Below are 19,953 nucleotides of genomic sequence, written 5' to 3'. Positions count from 1 at the left end.
TGGACATACAACGGCCTGTTTCTCTGCTGGAGTACCGTTGCCTCATACGGATTCTCTCTTACTTCATGATTTTCATCCGGGTCAGCGCCTGCTGATAGAGCCGGGCGTTGGCCAGGTGTTCTGAGAGGGTTTTGGAGAAGGTGTGGTAGCCGTTGAATCGCGCGTCGACGACGAAATAAAGGTAGTCGTGCTGTTCTGCATTCAGCACAGCGTCGATCGTGGCCGGGGCGGGAAGGTTTATGGGCCCCGGCGGCAGGCCAGCGTATCGATAGGTGTTATACGGCGAATCGACCGAGAGCTGCCGGTTCAGTAGCCGCCGGATGCTGAAGTCGCGCAGGGCAAAAATTACCGTGGGGTCGGCCTCCAGCCGGATGCCCCGTTTGAGCCGGTTCAAATAAACGCCCGCCACACGCGGCTGCTCGTCACGCTTGTTGGTTTCGGCCGCAACGATCGACGCCAGTACCTGCGTCTGGGTTTGGGTCAGGCCCAGTGCCTGCGCCTTGGCCTTCCGCTCGGGGGTCCAGAACTTTTTATATTCGGAACCCATGCGCTCCAGGAAGGCATCGGGTTTGATCGTCCAGAAAAATTCGTAGGTATTGGGCAGAAACAGACAAACGATGGTCGTGGTGTCGAAACCATACTTCTGGCAGATGGCCGGATCGTTAAGCCGTTCGGCCAGCGCTTCCGGGCCAAAGGCAAACTTGCTGCCCAGCCGCTGGATCAGATCGCTTTTCTGACGCATGCTGTTAAAGGTCACCGTCATGGGGTCCTGGCTACCGCTCCGCAGTTTGACCAGCGCAGCCCGGTTGCTCGTGCGGGGCTCGATCTCGTACCGCCCTTCTTTTACCCGCTCGGGGTACTTCATAAGCTTGGCCAAAAACCGAAACGACATCTCATCATTGATGACCTTATGCTTCTGGAGGGTATCCATCACCGACTCGAACGTAGCGCCTTTCGGAATTAGCAGGGCAAAGGTCTGATCGTTCTCACGGACCTGAAGATTAGGGCTTTTAAATATCTGCCAGAAATAAAACGTGAACGTCGTTAGCAGGATAGAGACGGTGAGGAATATGCCAATTTTAAGGTTACGCGACATAACGAGGGGACGGTATTATTCCGCAAATTTACGCCAAAACTGTACCAAACACCTACCACTTGTGAAGAACACCTTACTTCTTCTTGTACTGACTGGTCTGCTTACCGATTCATGCCGTTCGCGGGTGGAGAGTCCACGTGCTATGAACCCGGCAGCTGCTACCCGTCAGCGCGCTATCGATGAAATTCGGGAAGCCGATCTGAACTTTAGTATGCTGTCCGAAAAGCAGGGTATGGCTAAAGCGTTTACTACCTACGCTGCTGACGACGCGATCAAACTCAACGAGGGCGCTCCGCCTACGATTGGGTTCGATTCGCTGCGGGCCCAGATGGCCCGGCTGCCCCGAACCGGGACCACCCTGACCTGGCAGGTGCTTAAAGCCGATGCGGCTCAGTCGGGCGAACTGGGCTATACCTTTGGGCAGTGGCTCCTGACCAGCAAGGGCGAATCGGGAATCAGCAAACGGGCAGAAGGGGTATATATGACCGTCTGGAAACGACAGCGCAACGGTCAGTGGCGGTTTGTGCTCGATGGCGGTAACACCACCACGTCAGCCGAATAAACCGCCCCTTCTGGTGGCCAGCCCGATGGGAGCCTACAATAAATCCCGCCGAACCGATTGAGCCTTGTCCTGAAAAAAGCCTAAATTTGGGCGAACTAAATCAACTCGTTTTGGTCGTTCGCCCATTTTCATTTCCTCGTCAGGCCGACGGTACAGCCCTCTACACGTTCTCGTTCTGGTTGCTCTGTATCAGCAACTTTCTATTCTCGGCGAGTTTCTCCATGATGATTCCGGAGCTGCCCGACTACCTGACCAGGCTGGGCGGCCGGGAATATGTCGGTCTGATCATCGCCCTGTTTACCCTCACGGCCGGGGTGTCGAGACCTTTTAGCGGTAAAATTACGGATACGGTTGGGCGGGTGCCGGTCATGGCCTTTGGGTCGCTGGTTTGCTTCGTGTGCGGATTCCTGTATCCGTATCTGCTGACGGTATGGGGCTTTCTGACGCTGCGGCTGATTCACGGCTTCTCGACCGGCACAAAACCGACCGCTACGGCAGCCTACGTGGCCGATGTGGTGCCGGCCACGCGTCGGGGTGAAGCCATGGGAATGCTGGGGCTGTTCACGGCCATGGGCATGTCACTGGGCCCGGCTATCGGGAGCTGGCTGGCCGATGATTTTTCGATGAACGTCATGTTCTGGACCTCGTCGGCGTTTGCGCTGTTATCGATCGGTATTCTGCTCCGAATGCCCGAGACGCTGGTTAATCCCGAACCGTTCCGGTTTGGCTTGCTGAAGCTCCGTAAAGATGAACTCTTCGATTGGCAGGCCTGGCCTCCGTTTGTGGTCTTGCTCCTGCAGTCCGTCTCTTACGGCACGGTGCTAACGGTGGTATCGACCCTGAGCGGGCTGCTGGGTATAGCCAATAAAGGCTTATTTTTTACGGTCTATACGGTGGCTTCGCTGGTGGTGCGGATGGTATTCAGTCGCACTTCCGACCGGTATGGGCGGGTACCGGTACTCCTGGTGTCAACAACGGCGCTGGCTCTGTCAATGGGGCTGCTGATGCTGGTTGATCCTGCCAACGCAAACGCCAGGGTGTATTTCTGGACGGCTGCCGTTGGGTTTGGTCTGGCCTCGGGAATGAACTCGCCGACCGTGCAGGCCTGGACGGCCGACCTCGCCGATGAGCACACGCGCGGGCGGGCTATGGCGACCATGTACATCGCGCTGGAGGCAGGTATCGGCCTCGGGGCGGTTGCCGCGGGCTGGATGCTGAACCACGTTCCCGGAGTGGCGGGTATCGACGCATCATTCGGTTTTTCGGGGGTGCTGGCGCTGGGTGCTGTCGCTTATCTGGCCTGGTACCAACGTCAGCGAACTGCCTGATGGAAATTGAAGCCCGAATCCGGCCACTGGTCGACGCCCTGAATGCTACCGGGCTGGTGCAGACGTTCAGCAGCTGCGAAGGGCATTTTTCACCGGAGGAGCAAACCCTGGTAGACCGGAACCAGGCCGAGGTTCGGTTTATACCGGCATCCGGTATTCAGCAGCCGCAGGTCGAGAGCCTGCTGGCTTCCGTACTCATCTACTTCAAACAGCGCCATGGCCTGATTCCTACGACAGTGACCGGCTTCAAGCTATACACCCCCCTCGATGAGGTGGAGGTAGAGGAGACGTTTGTTCTTCAGCTACGGCCGTTCAACCGATTCGATCCGCCAGACCATAAACGGGCCGACACCGATCGGGCAATAAAACAGATCGTGGCTATTCTCGATCACCTGAAAAGCTAAGCAGCCGAAAAATGATTGATTTATTAGTAAATGTCGATAAGTTATTAATTGGCTAGCTGCCAAAATGGGCTTATTTCACCACAATTTGTAAAATATACCTCGAAGTATGCTATTTTGTTAACCATAAATATATATTTGTAAGTTATCGGTGGCCAATGAGCTGCAGGCAAGGTCTTTACTGCCTGAAGCGAAAACATCGATCTATTCAAACAGTAGATCTCTTTATTACTCTTTACGCCAACTCATTCCTGTTCGCTCACAATTCATGAACCAACTTTCTCTTTTCAAAACTATACACTACGACGAAGCCTCCCCCGAAGTACAGCAGATATACGACGAAACGAAGCGGGAGCTGGGCTTGCCTTTTGTGTTGAACTGGTTTAAGTGTCAGGGAAGTAACCCGGTACTGCTCCGGGGGAACTGGGCCAAACTACGCGCTACGCTCGTTCAGGGTTCGGTACCCAATGTACTCAAGCAGCTGATTATCTACAATGTATCGGCCCAGCGGGGGTGTCAGTACTGCGCAAAAGCGCACTCAATTTTTGCCAACTCCATGGGCAAATCATTCGGTAGCGATTTTGTTATCACGGAGAACCTGGACAGCGATCTGATTCCGCTCAGTTATCGCATAGCGGTTAAAGTCGTAACGAACGCTGCCCTTAATTCGGCCTCGGTAACGGCCAACGATTTTCAGCAGCTTTTCGACGCTGGATTTGATGAGCAGGAGATTCAGGAGCTGATGGCCCAGGCGGATCTGGTCAATATGCTCAATACAATTGCCAATATCTCCGGCATCCGAATCGACAACGAACTATTGGAAATAGACGCTTAACACTGCGCTTTGTCTACCAGCCTGGAGTTTAAATACCGGATTATCTACGAATCCTTATCGCGATTTTCGAGCACGCTAAGCCGCTCAATGACGCTGGAGGAGGTGCGATCTTGTTTGCAGCGTCAGGTGAAGTATCTGTTCGACTACCAGTTGATCCGGTTCTGCTTTTACCAGCAGGAGTATGTTATCGTCTGCTCGCTTACCCCGGTCGGTAGTCAGATACAGTCTGGCGGACTTGATTTAATGTGGGCGTACGAACAGCAGCTTCTCATGGATTATGTGCCGGTCATCACCGAAGATCAGGCCCTGATATCGGAAAACATACGTCAGCTGTCTCTGCAACTGCCTTGTACGCCATCGGAGCTGTGGGGCTGGAACAACGTTTTCTCGGCCGACTCCGGCATTATCGTGTCCGTCTATTCGGGGCTTGACCGCCAGTTTCAGGCTACCGACGTGCCGGTTCTTAAAATTACCCTGGAGAACTTATACGCCAAGCTCCTATCGATTCAACTAATCGATGAACTGGGTAAGAGTAAAAAAGAGATTGAACAGGCGCTGCTGGGAGTACAGGAAAAAAACGCGGTCATTGCCCGGTTGGTAGCTACACAGGATGAGATTATCCGTAGTCGTACGCAGGAACTCGAGGAGAAAAATACGAAGCTGCTCCAGTTATCCCGGCAGCATGCTCATATCATTCGTGAGCCCCTCACGCGTATCCTGAGCCTGACCTACATGGTCGAAATATTACCCGCTGACGAGGTGGTTACGGAAATACTTCCGTTGCTCGTCACAACATCAACCGACCTGGATACGGCCTTGCAGCAGGTTATAAAAAGCATTGACTCAGAGCTTGGCTATCCCGGCTGAATACCCGCAACAGATTATGGTTACAATTATGCTGGTCGATGATAGCAGTATCTGCAATCTTCTCATGAAGAAGGTACTGAGCCGTTTACCCATTGCAATCGAGATTCAGGATTTCACAGATCCTGTTGTGGCTTTCGCGCAACTGCCCCAGCTCAATCCAGGCCTCATCTTTCTTGATCTGAATATGCCGGAACTGGACGGCTGGGGATTTCTGGAGAAGATGAAGGAAGCAGGACTGACTAACCGGGTCATCATTCTTTCCTCCTCAACCAGCGATCGGGACCGGATGCGCTGCGATGAATTTTCGAATGTGCTGGCCTATCATACCAAGCCATTAACCCACTCGATGGTGACTGCCCTGATGAGTACACTCCAGATTGAGTTATTGATCTAAGTCCGTTTTCCCTCCAGATGCTAGCTGCCTCTGTCAGCTGTCGAGCCGTCAGCCGGATGGCGTCAGCCACCACCCGGCTGACGGTCACTTACAGAATAAACTGGCTCAGATCCCGGTTCTTGACCAATCCGTTCAGCTTCTCGCCGACCAGTTCTTTGGTAACTACTACCTGCGCGTTGGCACCAATCACGTCAGGAATGTCGAACATAAAGTCGTTCATCAGATGGCTGAGTACGGTCTGCAACCGGCGGGCGCCAATATTCTCAACCTCCTGATTAACCTCAAACGCAATACGAGCCAGTTCGCGCAGAGCGTCATCCTGAAAGTTCAGGCTCACGTTTTCGGCCTGTAGCATGGCTTCGTACTGTTTGGTCAGCGCGTTCTTGGGCTCTTTCAGAATCTGGTAAAAATCGTCCTCCGACAGGCTTTGTAGTTCGACCCGGATCGGAAAACGCCCCTGCAACTCCGGAATCAGATCACTCGGCTTGGCGACGTGAAAAGCGCCCGCAGCAATGAACAGAATGTGATCGGTATGAATAACGCCGTACTTGGTATTTACCGCACTGCCTTCCACAATGGGTAACAGGTCGCGCTGTACGCCTTCGCGACTCACGTCAGGGCCTCCACCGCCATTGCCTGACCGGGCCGAGGCTACCTTATCGATCTCATCGATGAAAATAATACCGGCATCTTCGGCTTTGCGGATGGCTTCTTCCTTGACCTCATCCATGTCGATGAGCTTGGCCGCTTCTTCTTCCAGCAGAATGGTGCGGGCTTCGGCAATGGTCACCTTACGCTTTTTGCCTCGTTTGGGCATCATGCCGCTCAGCATTTCCTGAATATTCATCATCGACAGGTCGTCAACGGCTCCGCCCATAACCCCGATGTTGGGCATCTGGGCCTGCTGTACGTCGATGTCGATTTTCCGGTCATCCATCTCGCCGGAGCGGATCTTGTCGCGGAAGCGCTCGCGGGTCCGTTCGTTCAGTTCGGCGTCCGGGTCCGACTTCTCGTTCTCGAAGCCAAGGTGAGGCTGGCCATTGACGGGCTTGACGGGCGGAATCAGAATGTCGAGAATGGCGTCTTCAACGGCCTGCTGAGCCCGGACCTGTACGGCCTCTTTCTTGGCCGCCCGCACCATATTGACCGACTGTTCGACCAGGTCGCGCACCATACTCTCTACGTCACGGCCTACGTAGCCTACTTCGGTAAATTTAGACGCTTCGACTTTAATGAACGGCGCGTCGGCAATTTTGGCCAGCCGCCGGGCAATCTCGGTTTTCCCGACACCTGTAGCGCCAATCATCAGGATGTTATTAGGCGTGATTTCACGTTGCATGTCCGCTGCGCTGTTCATCCGGCGCCACCGATTGCGGAGGGCAATCGCTACGTTTCGTTTGGCGTCGTGCTGCCCGATAATATATTGATCCAGCTCGGCAACGATCTGCCGGGGGGTAAGGTCTTTAATTGAAGTTGTCATTGAAAAATGAGGGCAAAGTTGGCCCTCTCCCTGAAGAAGAAACACTGTAGCGGGTAAAATGTGCGACTTAATGCCGGGAATTTTGTAAAGCCATGAGCCTCTGACTGGTTAGTTCGCCCAGTGCTGCCGATTAACCGGGGCAGGACGCTGGACCAGACAATGGGTAGATTTACCGAAGCACATCCTGCAAAACATCCGTCAGCACAGTTACGTCGGCCGGCGTATTGTACAGGTGGGGGGCAATGCGCAACACGCGGGCGCGGGCCGATACCGACACATTTCTGGCCTGGAGCGCCTGGGATACCGCCATCGGATCGGCCTGTTCGGGCAGCCATACACCTACCAGGTGGTGACTCCGGCCGCGGGCGCCATTGACGGGCTCGACCCGGCAGCCCAGCGTTTCCAGAATAGGCCAGGCGTCGGCCAGTAGCATAGCTGTATAGGCCTGAATTCGCTCGGGCTTCCAGTCGATGAGTTGCGTTAAGGCGGCTTCGAGCATGGGCATCTGTATAAAATGGGTCGATTCGCCCACGTTGTACCGGTACGCCTTGGGGCGGTAGGCGGGTTGATACTCGGTGAGCCGATGAAACTGGTTGCTGTCGAGTCGGTTTGCCCAGCCTTCTTCGAGCGGGATGCCGTCATCGAAGGCGGGACCGTAATAGGCCAGTCCCAGCGAGTAGGGGCCCATCAGCCATTTGTATCCCACGCAGATCAGCGCATCGGGCTGTACAGCCTGCAGATCGAATGGCAGCGCACCCACCGACTGGGTTCCGTCAACGGCCAGCCAGGCCCCCACCGAACGGGCTCGCTGCCCAATGGCTTCCAGATCGAACCGAATGCCGTACATCCAGTGAACAGGGGGCGCCACAACCAGCGCCGTATCGGGACCGATGGCGTTCAGCAGCCGTTCGTTCCAGCGTTCGCCCACTGGCCGGGAACTACCTTCCGATTGGCTGGGCATCCCGATAACGTCAATGGAGAGGTTCAGCTCTGCCGACACCCGGTCCCAGGCGTACACATCGCTCGGAAACTCGTCGCCAATGAGAACGATCCGCTGGCCGGCCTGCAGGCCTGGTTTACGGGATAGATTCCTGGCAACTACTCCCATCCCGTACGACACCGACGGGATAACCGCAATTCGATCCGGATCCGGATTGTTGATCAGGGTCGAAAACAACGCCCGAACCCGAACAGCCCCGCTGAAAAAATCGTCGGGATGCAGGCCGAACGGATTTGCCTGTTGGACCAGGGCATCGTGGCCAGCCTGTTCGACCCGCAGGCTGAACGGCGAACGAGTGGCGCAGTTGAGATAATGAATGGTGTCAGGTAGTCGGAATAGGTGTTTCTGACAGGTAAGCGCAAGTGTATCAGGCATAAAGAAAAAAAATAGTCAGGAATATTTTGAGGGGGAGTCACTGATTAGAGTAATTCTGGCACGAGGTTTGTTTTAAGTTTTGCAGTTGAAAAATACTGTAACTTGTATGTTAACAATATTGGGTATTGGGTCACGTGTTTGCCATGATGAGTTTGGCGATGGTGTCGTAATTAATGTTAAACCGACGGCCTACGTTATCACGTTTCAAAAAGACGGCGTGAAGGTACTCAAATTCGATACGCCACTGACCGTTGTGGAGGCTATCGAGCCCGACAGTGATTTGGTGAGTTTGTTGGATGTTGAGCAGGCTATGATGCGGGTGCTGATGCGCTGGTCGGCGCAAACCGGAGCCGAGTCGATGGAAACCGTACCGTTAGGAGACAAATGGAAAGGCGGCAAACTCATTCTGAAGCCGGGACGAGCAGACCTGGCATCAAAAGAGATGCCAATAGACGGTTTTTTTCATAAGATCGTGCTGATCCGGGATCGGTTGCGGGTGCTTGAACAGCGTGTTAATACCAGCGAACTGGACGACGAACAGAAGATTAACATTCAACAATATATCACCAAAATATACGGCAGTCTGACCTCGTTCAATCTGCTTTTCAAACATCAGCATCAGCAATTCGTAGGCGATAAAGCCACGGCTGAGGCCTAGTATTTCATGTAGTTTTGGGTTAGTTAGGTTGGGAGATCCCTGCTGTCGGTTCGATGGCAGGGACTTTTTTTTGAATGATGAATGATGAATGATGAATGATGAATGATGAATGATTTTTTATTCGATGATGGTGAGGTCGTATCGCGTGAGGAGGCCCGGTAGGTTGTGTAGCGAAAATTTGGCCTTCTTTACTTTATTGTCATCAAGGTTCATGCGCAGGTGATAGGAGGTTGAAAAATCGGCCTGGGTTAGGTTGTTTTCGCCAAACTTAGCCAGTTCCAGATTGCAGTGTTTAAAAACCGCGCCCGTCAGGTCACACTTGAGAAAATGAGCTTCTTTCAGCGAGCAGTCTACGAAGCGCGTCTTCTTCAGGTTACGGCCCAGAAAAACCGTGTAGTCGAGCTGACACTCCTCAAAATCGACGTGAAAAGCAAAGGTGTTACAGAAGCTGAAATCGACCTGGCTCAACCGGCAGTGGGCAAAATGAACATCGTCAAATTTGGTGTTCTTTACATTGCAACCCGCCAGATTGCAGGTGTCGAACTGGCAATTGGTGAAATTTGACCGGGCCAGCACCTGCTGCGACAGATCCAGTTTCCTAAACGTACACTGCTCAAATTCCTGATCGTACCAATGGTCGGGCAACTGGTCGGGCTGGTCGAAAAGCTGGCTGAAGTACTCCATGTGTAGCTAAAATACTGGGGAAAGGTTTACAAATGGTAGCTGGTAGAGCTGGATTGCCTGCCGGGCTTGTCAATGTCGGCGGCTCCGGGGGTGGTATTCGCGCAGCGTCTGCTGGAGATAATCGCGGTCGAGGTGGGTGTAGATTTCGGTGGTCGTGATGGATTCGTGGCCAAGCATCTGCTGTACGGCTCGCAGATCGGCACCACCTTCGATGAGGTGAGTGGCAAACGAATGCCGGAAGGTATGGGGGCCAATCGTTTTCTGAATGCCCACGTCGGCGGTGAGTTTCTTGATCGTTGTAAACACCGTAATGCGCGAAAGCTGCCGGCCCCGTAGGTTCAGAAAAATTGTGTCTTCATCACCTTTCTGAATGGGTAGCTGCGAACGAACGTGATCAACGTAGATACGGGTGTAGTGCATCGCATCCTGACCGATGGGAACGAGCCTGACCTTGTCGCCCTTGCCCAGCACCCGGATGAATCCTTCGGTAAAGTAGCAGTTCGTGAGCCGCAGATTCAGAAGCTCCGAGACGCGCAATCCCGAACTGTAAAGCACTTCGAGCATGGCCCGGTCGCGGGTGCCGCCGGGTGTCGACAAATCGATTGCCTCCAGAATGGACTCGATTTCGGGGAAGCTAAGCGTGTCGGGCAGTTTGCGGCCAAGCTTGGGCGCCTGCAGTAGCTGCGTCGGATCGTGCTGGATGAGGTTTTCGAGCAGCAGGTATTTGAAAAACGATTTGAGCCCCGACAGCATCCGTGCCTGGCTGTGTGCCGACAGACCCAGCTCGCCCAGGTACTTCAGGAAATTCATCAGCTGTTTCTCCGACACCTGCATGGGCGACAATGCGGGGTCGGTTAGCAAAATGTACTCATGTAGTTTTTCGGCGTCGTGCAGATACGCTTCTATTGAGTTTTCGGCCAGAGACCGTTCAAGCTTGAGGTAGTTCTTAAAAGCGTTTATATAACTTTGCCACACAGGAAATGTCGGTTAACAGCCGCACCGGCGACTCCGTCACGAAGTACGCAGTATTCGGCGAAACCGCCAACCAAACGTCCAGACCCGTAAAATCAGCATGAAATCGATCTTGATCATTAATGGCCCCAACCTGAACCTCTTAGGCAAACGGGAGCCGGATATCTACGGCAATCGTTCGTTTGTCGATTACCTGAAAAGTATTGAGCCACTGTTTCCTGATGCGCAGCTGCGCTACTTTCAATCGAACCACGAGGGGGAGCTGCTCGACAAAATTCACGAGCTGGGCTTCGATATCGATGGCATTGTGATCAATGCGGGGGCGTATACGCACACGTCGATTGCGCTGGCCGACGCACTATCGGCGGTGACTGCGCCGGCGGTAGAGGTGCATATATCCAATGTACACGCCCGGGAGTCGTTTCGGCATCACAGCTACCTGTCGGCCAAATGTAAAGGGGTAATTGCCGGATTAGGCCTCACTGGCTACGAACTGGCCATCCGGTATCTGCTGACGCTGTAGGCACAGCGTCAGCAGGCACAGTGGACTTATAAAGTATCTCGTTTGGCGGCCCGTTTGGCTTCGCGACGGGCTTTTACTTTGTCGGCCTCGTTTTCGATGGCGTTACCGGCTTTATCGACACCCCGGTTGATAGCGTCGCCAGCATCTTTAGCGGTTTCCTTGGCACCACGGCCCACCTCGGTAGCGGCATCGCCCAAATTACGGCCGGTTTCTTTCATGGAGCTTTTTACCCGGGCTTTACGCTCCATACGTTCCTGTTTGCGGAGTTCACGACGGGTCATACCAGTGCTGTCCTGGGCGTAGGCGCCTGCCGACATCAGAAGCACCAGAACCAGTGCTGAAAATACGTTGGTTTTCATAATGTGTTGAGTTGATTGACTTTGGTAGCGTTCCCAGCTAGAAATACGAATCATAGTCAGGACATCCTGTTTACGTTTTAACCGACGGCGTTTGGCAATTGTTTGTCCAAACTCCTGCAACGGCTTAATCGACAGGCGTATACCCGGGTTTGTCCGTATTGCTGGAACCGAACATTTCAGAAAAGCTTACTGTTGTTCTGGCAGATGGGCAAAGGTACGGGAACCACCCTTTTCCGTACCTTTGCCCTGACAAACGGCCCTGCCGACACTCGTATGCTCGATTCGCTGCTTACTCCCTCCATTGCCACGGCCACGCCCGATGCGCCGGTGCTTTACACCCCTTCGCTGACTCAGTACACCCGTCGTAAAACCATTCCGGTTACCATTGGCAACGTGCCTATGGGGTCCGACTATCCCATACGGGTGCAGTCGATGACTACCATTGATACGATGGATACTGCCGGATCAGTTGAGCAGACGATTCGCATGATCGAGGCTGGCTGCGAGTACGTACGTATTACGGCCCCATCGGTCAAAGAAGCGCAGAACCTGGAGAATATTCGCAAAGAGCTGCGGGCTCGCGGCTATACTACCCCGCTGATTGCCGATATTCACTTCACGCCGAACGCAGCCGAGCTGGCCGCCCGGATCGTGGAGAAAGTGCGTATCAACCCTGGCAATTATGCCGACCGAAAGCGCTTCGAATTCATTGAGTATACGGATGCTGCGTACGCGGCCGAGCTGGATCGTATTCGGGAGAAGTTTCTACCGCTGGTGCGTATCTGCAAGGAGTACGGCACAGCCATGCGCATCGGAACAAACCACGGTTCGCTATCGGACCGGATTCTGAGCCGCTACGGCGATACGCCCGTTGGGATGGTTGAGTCGGCGCTCGAATTCCTGCGGATCTGCGAAGACGAGAACTATTATAACATCGTACTGTCGATGAAGTCCAGCAACCCGCAGGTGATGGTACAGGCGTATCGGCTGCTGGTGCAGCGGCTGGACGAAGAAGGGCTGAACCCGTACCCGCTCCACCTGGGCGTAACCGAAGCCGGCGAAGCCGAAGACGGACGGATCAAGTCGGCCCTCGGCATCGGAACCCTGCTCGAAGATGGCATCGGCGATACAGTACGGGTGTCACTGACCGAAGAGCCCGAGCGCGAAGCCCCCGTGGCCAAAGCTCTAATTGACCGGTATACCAGCCGGGTATCGCAGGACCTGTCGACGGGTGTCCGGCCTATTCCGCCGGTAACGACCTATCCGATCAACCCGTTTCAATACGCCCGCCGAATTACCCACGATGTAGCCAACTTCGGTGGTCAGCACGTGCCTCGGGTTATTGCGGACTTCAGCCATACGCCGGTTCAGGAACATGACGTGCTGCATCCCATCGGTCATTTTTACCTGCCCGTTCCGGATAAGTGGCGCATGAACGATCTGGGTGCCGATTACGTCTACACCGGTTCGCAACCCGCCGGATTTATGCTGCCCAATGGCCTGAAAGAAATTCAGGATTATACCGTCTGGCAGTCGGCAGGCGACCCGCTTAACATAGTACCACTGCTGACCGTTGCGCAGTACCAGGCCGCCCGGCAGGGGTCAGGCCCTTTACACAACCGGCTCAACTTCGTGCGGCTGACCCTGGCCGAGCTGTCGCCGTCGCTGCTGGCCCAGCTGCGCGACGATAAAACGGTGGTTCTGCTCATTCATACAGACAATACCCAGGCTATGCCTGAGCTGCGCCGGCTGTTCGTCGAGCTGATGAACCAGGGCATAACGGTACCGGTTGTCATTGAGCGCGGTTATGCAGATGTAACCGAGGAGAATATACCCCTGTATGCGGCTACAGACGTAGGCGGGCTGCTGATTGACGGACTGGGCGATGGGGTAATGCTGTCGGTAGCTGCTCAGCCCGATGCCGACACCCTGAAACGACTGAATGGACTGGCCTTTGGTATTTTACAGGCCGCCCGGACGCGCATTACCAAAACAGAATACATCTCATGCCCATCCTGTGGCCGAACGCTGTTCGATCTGCAGGAGACAACGGCTATGATCCGGCAGCGAACCGATCACCTCAAGGGGGTGAAGATCGGGATTATGGGTTGTATCGTAAACGGCCCCGGCGAGATGGCCGACGCCGACTACGGCTACGTTGGTATCGGGCGCGATAAGATTGCACTCTACAGGGGGCAGCAGGTTATCAAGAAATCGGTTCCGGCCGACCGCGCCGTAGATGAACTGATCGAGCTGATCCGGGAAGATAATCGGTGGATAGAGCCCGAAAAAGTTGAAACATTTTGATCGAACAGACCGTAAAGTTTGTTCTTCTATAGGGCGGGTTCGTGACCGATGCGTGCCGGGACCCGACTGCGACAACCTATGAACCGTATCTTAGATTACCTCAAAATTGGTCCTGTTTTCGCCTATTTCCTTCGGGTATTCCGGAAACCAGATCCCAGTCATCCAACCAACGTCAATCTGCGCATGATGCATGGCATCAACCGGATTTCCATCATCATGTTTCTGTTCTGCGTAGGCGTTATGATTTTTAGGGCCTGCACCCGGTAACCTGCTTCTCACTGGGTTATGAATACTGAAACACTGCGCGACTACTGTCTGGCCAAACCCGGTACTACGGAGTCATTTCCATTTGATGAGGCAACGCTCGTTTTTAAGGTAGGCAACAAAATATTTGCCCTGCTCGATACCGAAAGCCGCCCCACCACGCTGAACCTCAAATGCGACCCGGAGCGAGCCGTTCAGCTCCGCGAAACCTATGAGTCAGTACAGCCCGGCTATCATATGAATAAAGTGCACTGGAGTACGATAACGGTAGACGGACGGGTTCGGAGCAGTGACATTCAGGAGTGGATCGATCATTCGTACGAGCTGGTCAGAAAAAGCCTGCCGAAGTCCGTTCGGGAGCAGTTAATGTGAGCAGGCCGCTTGCCCGTACGGGCCTAACTTTTTAAATTCGCAGGGTGTAAAAATCGGACTGTGTTATGGAAGTTGCACTGGTTAGTGTTTTGTTCGTGCTGTATCTGACCATCCGGTATTATCTGGTAGACCACGACACGCCTACCGATAAAGATCGCAAGCGGTTTCAAAAAGGCATTGATCTGATCCTGAAGCGAGAGATTGAAGAAGCACACCGGTATTTCGACGACGCCGTTCGACAGTATCCCAAATCGGCGCTGGCCTACGCCTGCCGGGGCAAATGCCAGCTGGCCCAGCAGAACTACTATTCGGCGATTTACGATTTGACTCAGGCCGTAAATCGCGACAATACCCTGGCCGACTGTTACCTCGACCGGGGTATTGCCTTCTATCAGATTGAGCAGTATACCGACGCTTTCCGGGAGTTTGATAAAGCTGTCTGGCATTTTCGCGACGAGAAAGCCGATGCCTATCGCTGGCGGGCTCTGGCCCGAATACAGGTTCGTCAGTTACCCCAGGCGGAAAGCGACTTGCGCCGGGCTGTCTCTATGGGCGATGAAAATTCGTTCCATCTCCTGCGCCAGCCACCCTTTACGCGGCCGGTCTACCAGGATAAATAAGCTGTACTAGATTACAGAGTGAGTTTCTGTCCGTCTTTCTCCAGCACCGGGCGAAGCGTAGCGTATGGGAGCCGCTGTGGAGATACTTTGTTGTTGATTGCCAGCACCGCGGCTGTGGCGGCCGACTGTCCCAGAATCATAAATACAGGCTCCATCCGAATAGACCCATAGGCAATGTGTGAGGCCGACATGCATACCGGCACCAGCAGATTGTTGCACTCCGCTTCTTTGGGCATAATGGATCCGTACGCAATGGAATAGGGCTTGTCTGGATGAACACCAATATCGCCCTCGTCCTGCACAAAACCGTCTGCCTTCACGTAACGCTGGGCATTGTGGGCATCGAGCGAATACGAACCCATGCCTACCGAGTTGGGGACATTGGTTTTGCCAAGGGCATCGGCCTCTTTCATCACAAACTCGCCAATCATCCGGCGGGCCTCGCGGATATACAGCTGATGCGGCCAGCCACCGTTGTCGGTAAACTCATCTTTGGGCAGGCCCCACTGCTGCATCTTCTCATGTACATCGGCCGGCACCCGGGGATCGTTTTGCAGGAAGTACATGAGTCCTTTCTGGTACAGTTCGTGATCCTTGATAATGGCCTGCCTGCGTTCGTAGCTGGCTTCCGGGTAATCGTAGTTTTTGCCAATATAATCGGTGCTGAACGGACCGTGGTTGTTGGTGTCGGTTTTCCGGTTGGGAATGGGGTCGTATTTATTAAAGGTTTCTGTCCAGCCGTTCGCGTACACCCGCGCCAGCAGTTCGTAGCGTTTGGGATCGTAGCCAGCGGGTTTGGGAAAAGGCACCCGGTTGTCGGGATGGTTACTCAGACACATCCGGAAGCAGTAGGCCTGAATCTTGGTATCGCCCGAGCCTTTGGCCGCTATGGGTTCTGCCGAGACTTCGGGCAGGAGGCCGCTTTTAGGATCGCCGGGTACCACGTAGGGGCTTACGTTGGTTTTGAAGTGATGGCCATGCTGGAAAACTTCAGGCTGTACGCCATTCCAGGTTTCGCCATAAACGCTGTTGGCCTCACGTCCTACATGGTATTTGACCCCGGCCAGCGCCATCAGATCGCCTTCGTAGGTGGCGTCGATAAACATCCTGCCTTCGTAAATCGTACCGCTCAGCGTTCTGAACGACTGAATGGAGCTGCCTTTTTTCTGGATGCCGCTGGCCGTGCGGTCAAGCCATTCGTTGCGGTAGATGGTGAGTTTATTTTCGCGGACATAATCCTCGAAGACCTGTTCGGCTGCGTGCGGTTCAAAAATCCACATCGTTCGGGCGGCTCCATCGATAGCGGGTGTTCCCTGTCCTTTGTTGCCGTATTCGCTCCGCTTCTGCCAGTTCCAGGATTTGTCGTCCTGGTAGTGGTCATACAGCCGCTGGTAGAAGTTGCGGGCCAGACCACCAATGACTGACTTATCGCCGGTATCGGTAAAGCCAAGCCCGCCCGACGAAAGCCCGCCCAGGTGTTTATCGGGTGAAACGACCAGAACGGATTTTCCCATTTTTTTGACCTGTACGGCGGCTATAACCGCTGCCGACGTACCGCCATAAATAATAACGTCAGCGCGCCGGACGGCGTTTGGCCGATGGGCAGGCGAGGTGTTGCTGGTTAGTAAAACCAGCCCGAGAAAGGCAGTGAAAAAGGTGTTTAGGGTAGTCATACGAACGAATCTATACTGATTAATCAATAACCCGGATTCTGATCCAGCGCGGGATTTACATCCCGCTCCGTCTGCGGAATAGGAGATGCCGCTCCTGTAATCGACGCCTGATTTAAAATTATTCTGCATAAATAGGTTCTTTTGTGCCAGGCCATACCCCCAACACCCGTAAGAACCAGCCTGCAGGCTTACTAGTCATACCTTGCCTCTCAAATGATAACGTTTCGTACTGCGGCTATTGCGAGATGCCTTATTATAAGTAGCCCATAAATCATATATACCCAGGCCGGTCACTTCTTTTGCCTTTGTTGCCAATATGGAGGGCCAACCGGTTTCAGGAAAGCATAATAAAGCCCAACGCCCCACACGATCGGGTGGCGTTGGGCGTTGGGCCTTATTATGTCAGACTGTCTACTTAGCGGGATACGCCGAGTCCTTTGGCTTTCTGGGCCGCTTTCTGGGCGTCGTCGGTTTTGCCGCTTCGGCGGTAAGCAGTGGCCAGTTCGGTATACAGATCGGCCTGCTCTTTGGCGCTGGGCTTCAGCGCCAGCGCTTTGTTGATCCACTTAACAACCGTTGGCGCATCGGCTGCGTCGGGGCTCGACCGGTTGAAAAGACGCGAGATGTACAGATACTCGGGTACCGACAACTGGTTGGCGTTTACCTGGTCGTCCATGCGATCTACGGCTTTTGCGGTCTGCTTAGCCCGGAAATAGGCGTTAACTTCCGGCAGCAAAGTACGGTTAGCGGCTACCTTCGGGTCGATGCCTATCTTAACCAGCCCCTGGCGAACATCCAGAATTTTAGCAATTGAGAACTGGGTTCCGCGTCCGCTGTAAAGCGACGACATCAGAATATTTTCGGCTACCTGTCGGGTTGGCTCAGCGCCGTAAGCCTTCCGATACTGGTCGAGGTGACTCAGCATATACTGAAACATAGGATTCTCATAGTCGAGAACCAGCTTCTGTAGCGCCAGCCAGTTCGTCTGGTTCGCAAAGGTGGACGGCGATTGCTGGCGGGCGTAGTCGTTCATAGCAGCCATGTTGGCCACCGTATCTTTGGTTATCCGGCTAAGCATGGCGTAGTCGATCAGGAAATTGGGCGATTGCTCGCCCTGCTGATACCTCGACTTCATGGTCTGGCTGCGTACCTGCGGATTCAGTGCGTTGGTACCATGACGGATTACCTCGTCGGTCGAGTTATTGCTGAGCGCGAAATGCATCAGGTTCTGCTGCGGATCGAAATACAGGAACAACGGCAGCGACGGTACAAAGAGTCGGCGGCTATCCAGGAAGGCCCGCGTTGAGGGCAAACCGATGTCCAGCTTGGTACTGATAAACTTGCCGTTGTAGAACTTACCTACCCGGGCGTCGGCCAGCGTGGGTATGAAACTTTCGCAGACATGGCAGGTCGGCGAAAAAATCTCGACGAACACCGGCTTTCCCGTACGACGGGCTTCCTGAAAGACAGCGGCAATCGGCGAAGTTCGGAACTGAATTCCTGCCTTTTGAGCCGTAGCGACAGAAACCAGCAGGGCCTGAGCCGCCAGAAGAACGACTAAAATCTTTTTCATGAAGAATGAAATCACGTCTGTTACAGACAGTCTCTAGCAAATTAACGACCAGATTATCTGGATCGGTACCTTCTACTGTTGCTTCTGTTGCTCTTTGATTTCTTCTTCGAGCCGTTTGCTCAGAACCCGGCAGGTATTCTCTATGTCGGTGGCCATTTTCTTGTCGCCCGTGGCACTTATGGCTGTGTCGGCAATACCGCTCATGATTTCGATCAGGAACCGCTTCATGTCGACTACCTCCATGTCCTTGGTCCAGAGGTCGATTTTGAGGGTGCTGTTATGGTAATGATCCCAAAGCGCAATGGCAATGGCCCGGGTGTCGCTCAGGCCTTCATTTGGGTTGTCGGTAGCGTCCCAGAAAATCTTTTCGGGAACGTTCTGCCCATCTAACTCAACTGAGAAATGAATATCAGACTTTTTCATGGGCGCAAAGTTACGCAGCCCGGCTGGAAAGCCATGCTCTGCCTATCAACAAAGCGTAGTTCAAATCAGGCAAAATACCTTATTACAAACGATAACACCGTTGATAAAATGGGTGGTGGCTGAGCGCAGTGTTGACTACCCAGTTTTAGGACCAGAAAACTGGGGATTGACCCAAACACGATGAATGATACGGATAGCTGGAAAACTTGTTGACCTGTTGATTATGAGGAGTGAGGCTATCGAATGTAGAAAGCCAACCGACACTTCTTAGCTGTTACCTGACAATGAAAAATTGTTGATAAAATCATGCCCGATTCATAAAGAAGCCGACAAAAAACTACCCTTGCTTATTTTAGAATAGGTTATTATACTAAGAGGCTGTTTAGGATAATGAAAAAGACTCCCGGTAGTGGCCCAATGATGTTGAATTAGGTATCTTTGTGGATGGTTTTAGAAGCGGTTGTTTGCAAACATTGTGGGCTGACTCAACAAGTGCAGCGGTTCGGAAAAACCCGTAGCGGTACACAGCGCTATCGCTGTGGGGATTGCAATCGCACGTTTGTGGCCTTTTACACCCACAAAGCCTGTGATCCGGCCGTCCAAGTTCAGCTCACTCAAATGGCCATCAACGGAGCGGGGGTACGCGACACGGCTCGTGTGCTCAAGATCAGCCGAAACACAGTCAGTAGCCAGCTTAAAAAAAACGGTCAGATCATCCAGGTCAATCCTAACTATGCTTATAAGGAATCATATTAAAAGTGGATGAGATGTGGTCGTTCTTGGGCAGCAAACAGCGGCCTCGTTGGCTGTGGTGGGTGGAAGATGCGAGCACTGGTGAAGTGGTGGCCTTTGTCTTTGGTCGCCGGACACATGCTACTTTCAGCCGGCTGTTAGCTTTGTTGCAAGCGGCCCAGATTCAGGTCAGCGGCTGGATCACCGATGCCTGGTGCCGGGCCGCCGTCGCGGGCCTATTTCGATTGTCTGGACCAAGCACGGCGAGTAGAGTCTAAAGCCTTGTTACAAAGTTTGGAGCGCAAGCACTTGACCCTACGCACCCGCTTGAAACAGCTCACTCGTCGCACGATATGTTTTTCCAAATCGGTCGTCATTCATGATACGTTAATTGGTTTGTTTATTAACCACTATTTCTTTATTCATCAACGCTGTTAAGCCACTACCAAATATAG

24 protein-coding genes are annotated in these 19,953 nt (G+C 53.5%); 15 read left to right on the top strand and 9 right to left on the bottom strand.

What is annotated here, in order from left to right:
- Positions 1 to 58 precede the first annotated feature (58 nt).
- A complete protein-coding gene (mltG, locus tag FBR45_RS17330) occupies positions 59 to 1,096 on the bottom strand; it encodes an endolytic transglycosylase MltG (protein WP_138504569.1) in 1,038 nt (345 codons plus the stop codon).
- 61 nt (positions 1,097 to 1,157) lie between these two features.
- Between mltG and FBR45_RS17325 the strand changes: the two genes are divergently transcribed.
- The 6 genes from FBR45_RS17325 (at position 1,158) to FBR45_RS17300 (ending at position 5,483) form a co-directional block, all read left to right on the top strand.
- Positions 1,158 to 1,658, top strand: a complete 501-nt coding sequence (locus tag FBR45_RS17325; RefSeq protein ID WP_246082282.1) for a YybH family protein — start codon at positions 1,158 to 1,160, stop codon at positions 1,656 to 1,658.
- Between the two features lie 110 nt (positions 1,659 to 1,768).
- Entirely contained in the window at positions 1,769 to 2,986 is a 1,218-nt protein-coding gene (locus FBR45_RS17320; RefSeq protein ID WP_138504567.1) for an MFS transporter, read from the top strand.
- Complete coding sequence (locus tag FBR45_RS17315; protein WP_317128623.1) at positions 2,986 to 3,390, top strand: hypothetical protein; 405 nt, start codon at positions 2,986 to 2,988, stop codon at positions 3,388 to 3,390. Before FBR45_RS17320 ends, FBR45_RS17315 begins: the two co-directional genes overlap by 1 nt.
- Positions 3,391 to 3,655: 265 nt before the next feature.
- On the top strand, positions 3,656 to 4,222 hold the full coding sequence (locus FBR45_RS17310) for a carboxymuconolactone decarboxylase family protein (protein ID WP_138504563.1): 567 nt from the start codon (positions 3,656 to 3,658) through the stop codon (positions 4,220 to 4,222).
- Between the two features lie 9 nt (positions 4,223 to 4,231).
- A complete protein-coding gene (locus tag FBR45_RS17305) occupies positions 4,232 to 5,089 on the top strand; it encodes a hypothetical protein (RefSeq protein WP_138504561.1) in 858 nt (285 codons plus the stop codon).
- Positions 5,090 to 5,105: 16 nt separating this feature from the next.
- Positions 5,106 to 5,483: a response regulator gene (locus tag FBR45_RS17300; protein ID WP_138504559.1), complete on the top strand. Its 378-nt coding sequence runs from the start codon at positions 5,106 to 5,108 to the stop codon at positions 5,481 to 5,483.
- Positions 5,484 to 5,571: 88 nt separating this feature from the next.
- Here the strand turns inward: FBR45_RS17300 and hslU are convergent, their stop codons facing one another.
- Together hslU and FBR45_RS17290 are read right to left on the bottom strand one after the other, a co-directional pair.
- Positions 5,572 to 6,963 carry an ATP-dependent protease ATPase subunit HslU gene (gene hslU, locus FBR45_RS17295; protein WP_138504557.1) on the bottom strand — a complete coding sequence of 464 codons (1,392 nt, stop codon included), beginning with the start codon at positions 6,961 to 6,963 and terminating at the stop codon, positions 5,572 to 5,574.
- A gap of 169 nt (positions 6,964 to 7,132) precedes the next feature.
- Complete coding sequence (locus FBR45_RS17290; protein ID WP_138504555.1) at positions 7,133 to 8,338, bottom strand: aminotransferase class V-fold PLP-dependent enzyme; 1,206 nt, start codon at positions 8,336 to 8,338, stop codon at positions 7,133 to 7,135.
- A 106-nt stretch (positions 8,339 to 8,444) separates the two neighbouring features.
- Here FBR45_RS17290 and FBR45_RS17285 point away from each other — a divergent pair, with 106 nt between their 5' ends.
- Positions 8,445 to 8,996 (top strand): hypothetical protein, encoded by a 552-nt coding sequence (locus tag FBR45_RS17285; protein ID WP_138504553.1) that lies wholly within the window; start codon positions 8,445 to 8,447, stop codon positions 8,994 to 8,996.
- 117 nt (positions 8,997 to 9,113) lie between these two features.
- On the opposite strand, the gene FBR45_RS17280 is transcribed toward FBR45_RS17285, so the two are convergent.
- Entirely contained in the window at positions 9,114 to 9,680 is a 567-nt protein-coding gene (locus FBR45_RS17280; protein WP_138504551.1) for a pentapeptide repeat-containing protein, read from the bottom strand.
- A 69-nt stretch (positions 9,681 to 9,749) separates the two neighbouring features.
- Entirely contained in the window at positions 9,750 to 10,655 is a 906-nt protein-coding gene (gene xerD, locus FBR45_RS17275; protein ID WP_138504549.1) for a site-specific tyrosine recombinase XerD, read from the bottom strand.
- A 97-nt stretch (positions 10,656 to 10,752) separates the two neighbouring features.
- On the opposite strand from xerD, the gene aroQ reads away from it, so the two are divergent.
- Complete coding sequence (aroQ, locus tag FBR45_RS17270) at positions 10,753 to 11,175, top strand: type II 3-dehydroquinate dehydratase (RefSeq protein ID WP_138504547.1); 423 nt, start codon at positions 10,753 to 10,755, stop codon at positions 11,173 to 11,175.
- Positions 11,176 to 11,201: 26 nt separating this feature from the next.
- On the opposite strand, the gene FBR45_RS17265 is transcribed toward aroQ, so the two are convergent.
- On the bottom strand, positions 11,202 to 11,534 hold the full coding sequence (locus FBR45_RS17265) for a hypothetical protein (RefSeq protein ID WP_138504545.1): 333 nt from the start codon (positions 11,532 to 11,534) through the stop codon (positions 11,202 to 11,204).
- A 273-nt stretch (positions 11,535 to 11,807) separates the two neighbouring features.
- Between FBR45_RS17265 and ispG the strand changes: the two genes are divergently transcribed.
- The 4 genes from ispG (at position 11,808) to FBR45_RS17245 (ending at position 15,097) form a co-directional block, all read left to right on the top strand.
- Positions 11,808 to 13,841: a (E)-4-hydroxy-3-methylbut-2-enyl-diphosphate synthase gene (ispG, locus tag FBR45_RS17260; RefSeq protein ID WP_138504783.1), complete on the top strand. Its 2,034-nt coding sequence runs from the start codon at positions 11,808 to 11,810 to the stop codon at positions 13,839 to 13,841.
- A gap of 78 nt (positions 13,842 to 13,919) precedes the next feature.
- Positions 13,920 to 14,108, top strand: a complete 189-nt coding sequence (locus FBR45_RS17255) for a DUF6728 family protein (RefSeq protein ID WP_077923462.1) — start codon at positions 13,920 to 13,922, stop codon at positions 14,106 to 14,108.
- Between the two features lie 18 nt (positions 14,109 to 14,126).
- The gene (locus tag FBR45_RS17250) at positions 14,127 to 14,477 is read left to right on the top strand and encodes an MmcQ/YjbR family DNA-binding protein (RefSeq protein ID WP_138504543.1); all 351 of its coding nucleotides are present in this window, start codon (positions 14,127 to 14,129) and stop codon (positions 14,475 to 14,477) included.
- A 65-nt stretch (positions 14,478 to 14,542) separates the two neighbouring features.
- Positions 14,543 to 15,097, top strand: a complete 555-nt coding sequence (locus FBR45_RS17245) for a tetratricopeptide repeat protein (protein WP_077923425.1) — start codon at positions 14,543 to 14,545, stop codon at positions 15,095 to 15,097.
- Positions 15,098 to 15,108: 11 nt separating this feature from the next.
- On the opposite strand, the gene FBR45_RS17240 is transcribed toward FBR45_RS17245, so the two are convergent.
- The 3 genes from FBR45_RS17240 to gldC form a co-directional block, all read right to left on the bottom strand.
- The gene (locus tag FBR45_RS17240) at positions 15,109 to 16,770 is read right to left on the bottom strand and encodes an FAD-dependent oxidoreductase (protein WP_138504541.1); all 1,662 of its coding nucleotides are present in this window, start codon (positions 16,768 to 16,770) and stop codon (positions 15,109 to 15,111) included.
- Between the two features lie 415 nt (positions 16,771 to 17,185).
- Positions 17,186 to 18,343, bottom strand: a complete 1,158-nt coding sequence (locus FBR45_RS17230; RefSeq protein ID WP_138504537.1) for a thioredoxin family protein — start codon at positions 18,341 to 18,343, stop codon at positions 17,186 to 17,188.
- Positions 18,344 to 18,415: 72 nt separating this feature from the next.
- Positions 18,416 to 18,766 carry a gliding motility protein GldC gene (gene gldC / locus FBR45_RS17225; protein WP_077923419.1) on the bottom strand — a complete coding sequence of 117 codons (351 nt, stop codon included), beginning with the start codon at positions 18,764 to 18,766 and terminating at the stop codon, positions 18,416 to 18,418.
- Positions 18,767 to 19,210: 444 nt separating this feature from the next.
- On the opposite strand from gldC, the gene FBR45_RS26890 reads away from it, so the two are divergent.
- From FBR45_RS26890 to FBR45_RS26880, 3 genes are read left to right on the top strand one after another with little or no spacing between them, the layout of a single operon-like run.
- On the top strand, positions 19,211 to 19,522 hold the full coding sequence (locus FBR45_RS26890; RefSeq protein ID WP_138504535.1) for an IS1-like element transposase: 312 nt from the start codon (positions 19,211 to 19,213) through the stop codon (positions 19,520 to 19,522).
- 2 nt (positions 19,523 to 19,524) lie between these two features.
- Positions 19,525 to 19,776, top strand: a complete 252-nt coding sequence (locus FBR45_RS26885; RefSeq protein ID WP_394344390.1) for an IS1 family transposase — start codon at positions 19,525 to 19,527, stop codon at positions 19,774 to 19,776.
- Positions 19,706 to 19,936 carry an IS1 family transposase gene (locus FBR45_RS26880; protein WP_138504531.1) on the top strand — a complete coding sequence of 77 codons (231 nt, stop codon included), beginning with the start codon at positions 19,706 to 19,708 and terminating at the stop codon, positions 19,934 to 19,936. The genes FBR45_RS26885 and FBR45_RS26880 overlap by 71 nt, the downstream gene beginning before the upstream one ends.
- Positions 19,937 to 19,953: the final 17 nt, after the last annotated feature.

The sequence above is a fragment of the Spirosoma lacussanchae genome, assembly GCF_005870035.1.
GTDB lineage: Bacteria > Bacteroidota > Bacteroidia > Cytophagales > Spirosomataceae > Spirosoma > Spirosoma lacussanchae.
Note: the sequence above shows the minus strand (reverse complement) of the source record. Positions and strands in the feature narration are given on the sequence as shown.

Excerpts from the sequence above, each read along its gene's own strand:
- FBR45_RS17290 (WP_138504555.1), bottom strand. The coding sequence starts at position 8,338 with ATGCCTGATACACTTGCGCTTACCTGTCAGAAACACCTATTCCGACTA.
- FBR45_RS17300 (WP_138504559.1), top strand. The coding sequence starts at position 5,106 with ATGGTTACAATTATGCTGGTCGATGATAGCAGTATCTGCAATCTTCTC.
- FBR45_RS17315 (WP_317128623.1), top strand. The coding sequence starts at position 2,986 with ATGGAAATTGAAGCCCGAATCCGGCCACTGGTCGACGCCCTGAATGCT.
- FBR45_RS17285 (WP_138504553.1), top strand. The coding sequence starts at position 8,445 with ATGTTAACAATATTGGGTATTGGGTCACGTGTTTGCCATGATGAGTTT.
- FBR45_RS17255 (WP_077923462.1), top strand. The coding sequence starts at position 13,920 with ATGAACCGTATCTTAGATTACCTCAAAATTGGTCCTGTTTTCGCCTAT.
- FBR45_RS26890 (WP_138504535.1), top strand. The coding sequence starts at position 19,211 with ATGGTTTTAGAAGCGGTTGTTTGCAAACATTGTGGGCTGACTCAACAA.
- mltG (WP_138504569.1), bottom strand. The coding sequence starts at position 1,096 with ATGTCGCGTAACCTTAAAATTGGCATATTCCTCACCGTCTCTATCCTG.
- FBR45_RS17280 (WP_138504551.1), bottom strand. The coding sequence starts at position 9,680 with ATGGAGTACTTCAGCCAGCTTTTCGACCAGCCCGACCAGTTGCCCGAC.
- aroQ (WP_138504547.1), top strand. The coding sequence starts at position 10,753 with ATGAAATCGATCTTGATCATTAATGGCCCCAACCTGAACCTCTTAGGC.
- FBR45_RS17265 (WP_138504545.1), bottom strand. The coding sequence starts at position 11,534 with ATGAAAACCAACGTATTTTCAGCACTGGTTCTGGTGCTTCTGATGTCG.
- FBR45_RS17245 (WP_077923425.1), top strand. The coding sequence starts at position 14,543 with ATGGAAGTTGCACTGGTTAGTGTTTTGTTCGTGCTGTATCTGACCATC.
- hslU (WP_138504557.1), bottom strand. The coding sequence starts at position 6,963 with ATGACAACTTCAATTAAAGACCTTACCCCCCGGCAGATCGTTGCCGAG.
- gldC (WP_077923419.1), bottom strand. The coding sequence starts at position 18,766 with ATGAAAAAGTCTGATATTCATTTCTCAGTTGAGTTAGATGGGCAGAAC.
- ispG (WP_138504783.1), top strand. The coding sequence starts at position 11,808 with ATGCTCGATTCGCTGCTTACTCCCTCCATTGCCACGGCCACGCCCGAT.
- FBR45_RS17230 (WP_138504537.1), bottom strand. The coding sequence starts at position 18,343 with ATGAAAAAGATTTTAGTCGTTCTTCTGGCGGCTCAGGCCCTGCTGGTT.
- FBR45_RS17310 (WP_138504563.1), top strand. The coding sequence starts at position 3,656 with ATGAACCAACTTTCTCTTTTCAAAACTATACACTACGACGAAGCCTCC.
- FBR45_RS26880 (WP_138504531.1), top strand. The coding sequence starts at position 19,706 with ATGCCTGGTGCCGGGCCGCCGTCGCGGGCCTATTTCGATTGTCTGGAC.
- FBR45_RS17250 (WP_138504543.1), top strand. The coding sequence starts at position 14,127 with ATGAATACTGAAACACTGCGCGACTACTGTCTGGCCAAACCCGGTACT.
- FBR45_RS17240 (WP_138504541.1), bottom strand. The coding sequence starts at position 16,770 with ATGACTACCCTAAACACCTTTTTCACTGCCTTTCTCGGGCTGGTTTTA.